The 2688-nt window shown below is 30.3% G+C and carries 3 protein-coding genes; all 3 read left to right on the top strand.

Annotated elements, in window-relative coordinates; genetic code table 11:
- On the top strand, positions 1 to 199 hold a 199-nt coding region (locus BUC03_RS15410; protein ID WP_234971646.1), incomplete at its 5' end, for a hypothetical protein.
- A complete protein-coding gene (locus tag BUC03_RS14920) occupies positions 111 to 1136 on the top strand; it encodes an HNH endonuclease (RefSeq protein ID WP_084113011.1) in 1026 nt (341 codons plus the stop codon). The genes BUC03_RS15410 and BUC03_RS14920, both read left to right, overlap by 89 nt.
- A 696-nt stretch (positions 1137 to 1832) precedes the next feature.
- On the top strand, positions 1833 to 2216 hold the full coding sequence (locus tag BUC03_RS14925; RefSeq protein WP_073153914.1) for a hypothetical protein: 384 nt from the start codon (positions 1833 to 1835) through the stop codon (positions 2214 to 2216).
- Positions 2217 to 2688: the final 472 nt, after the last annotated feature.

Here is a 2688-nt window from a genome sequence, read left to right on the forward strand (position 1 = left end):
TCCTGCGGACACAGACGCAAGAGCGTCAAAGTTAGCTCTTTTTACTATCTTTATTCCTAACCTTCCCTTAGCTGGAAAATTATACAAAACCGTTGTGCGCAAGCTGAAAAATGAGCAAGTTCAAGAAGAAAAAGAAGATTTTCGAAATTTATTCTCAAAATTTAAAGTGGATAAAAGAAAAAACGAATACCAAATTTAATATCGAATTTGACAGTGGTATTTTATGTCCTTTATGTTTGGATGTTTTTCTTGAATCGGACTTAAAGCCTAACGCAAAGAATTATCTAACATTAGAACATAATCCACCAAAGTCTTTAGGAGGCAAGGACAATATTTTGACTTGCAAAAAATGTAACAATGAAAGCGGTCACAAAACTGACGTTGAATTGCTAACTTATCTATTAGAACAAGAATTTAAAAATTTCAGCCCTAATTCTAAACATAGAACAAAATTAGAAATTGATGATGGTTCAAAAGTAACTGCTGATTTAAGTTTTGACGAAAAAGGAAAAATGACTTTAAATCTTCAAAGCAAGTATTCAAACCCGAAAGAATATGATAGGTTTATAAAAAGTGAGGAAAAAGGGTTTTTCCCAATCGAAGGTGAATTTGGCAAGTTTTTTACGAAAAAGTTAAAATTCAATATGACACTTCCAGACAAAGGAGATATGAGATTAGCATCAATAGCTCTTTTAAAAATTGGATACTTACTTGGATTTGAAAAATATGGACACATTTTTCTATTTAATCAAAATTTAGATATTGTAAGAGAACAAATATTAAATCCAGAAAAGGATATTATTACTGACACTTTTTGGGTTAATTATGAATTTCCAGAAATGTATGTTGGAGTGAATACTATTAATAAACCGAAAGAATTAATTTGCTTCTTAAACACATTTGTTCTTAAAACTAAATCTAGAAACGCACAAATAAGCATAGCCTTTCCAGGATATTATAAAGAAGATGCAGATATTTATAAAAATATAAAAGAGATATTATGCTCAAATAAAGGAGGAACAGCAGATATGGAAATTACGACTTGGGAACCATTTTTGGACTTAAAGGATGAAAATCGTGTATTTAGTTCTGCACAAATTTGGGATAAAAAAAAGCCAGCGCACAACAATGTATAATTCCAACTAAGGTTTGGTTGTGTCCTGCGGACACAGACGCAAAAGCGTCAAATTTAGCTCTTTTTATTATCTTTACTCCTAACCTTCCCTTAGCTGGAAAATTATACAAAACCGTTGGGTTTAATGCTGGAGCAAGTTTGCGGTTTGAAAAAAAGCCTGGTTTATTTTTCGATTTTTTTTTAGAATTTTAAGGTAGATAATTCAGAAAAACTGTGTGCGGAATTTTGAAAATTTTCGGAATTATCACTCAACTGTGGAATAAAAAACAAGAGCGGAATTGCTTACTCAAACTCTGAATTGAATTACGGTTGACTTTTTAGCTTGTTTGCGCAATCAGAACTGGAATAATAACGCTGGAATTACTCACTCAAACCTGAATTAAAAAACGGTCAGAATTTGAGCAAGTTTGCGGAATGAACTAAAAACGGAAACTAAAGAAATCGGAATAAAAAGCTGACCGAAAAAACAAAAAACGGAATGAATTATAAAAGCACTAAAACCCAACAACGTGTATAATTCATTACGGCGGAATTTCCTCACGGAAATTCCAATCATTTTTGTTATCTTTCGTTATTAATCGGAAAAATCCGCTGGATTTTCACGTAACGAAATCATACACAAACACGTTGTAAAACATTAAAACATCAAATACGCTCAATAATAAGAACATAAATATTTTAATTAAATTGTATTTAAATGAAAATAATTAGTATTTTAACTTTATTGATAATATTTTCATCTTTCTCTTTTCAAGATTATTTGAAAAGTGAAAAATATATCTCTGCGGATAAACTTCAATATATAACTATAAAAAACGATTCGGTTTTTGAGTATTTTAGTTACAAATATTATTCTCCTTATACCAAGAAAAAAGAATGGGAAAAAGATAGTATTAAAAGAATGTGTGGAACTTACGGATATTGGGGAAATGGTCAAGGAACCGGAAAATATATAATTAATAACGATTCCTTAGAATTATATTTTGACTTTAAATATTCCCAAATATCTATTGATAGAATGCAAAATAAAAAAAAGAAAGTGATGTATTTTTTTCTCCCTGATTTAGAGAAATTAGAATGAAGATTTATCCATTTTCAAGGCTTCTATTGGAAAAAGAGAAACTTTGTGATTGAATTTAAAAATCAATCAGATTTAAAAGTAAAACGGACGTATTTATTTTTAACTAGATTAGTTGAAAATGAATTAAAGAATGAGAATATGGAAATTTGTATTACCTAATAAAAAACGTTTTACAACACCGTATAACCGCAATTACGGCGGATTCGACTACGTCCGAATCCACTCGGAATTGCTAACGTCTGTGCTAAACCGAAAATAATCGCTAATTTAACCCGTAACTGACGGTTATACGAAACCGTTGCCCACAATTATGAAAAACATCCTGCTGAAATTTATAATGTTGATTTCATTGACTGCTTGCGAATCCAAAAAAAGCAACTCAACTGAAAATAAAATAGCAGAATCTGAAATAGAAGAACAAAAAGTTGAACTGACTGAAAGAGAAAAAGAAGAAAAATTACGAGAACAAATA

The sequence above is a fragment of the Mesonia phycicola genome (assembly GCF_900141885.1).
Taxonomy (GTDB): Bacteria; Bacteroidota; Bacteroidia; order Flavobacteriales; family Flavobacteriaceae; genus Mesonia; species Mesonia phycicola.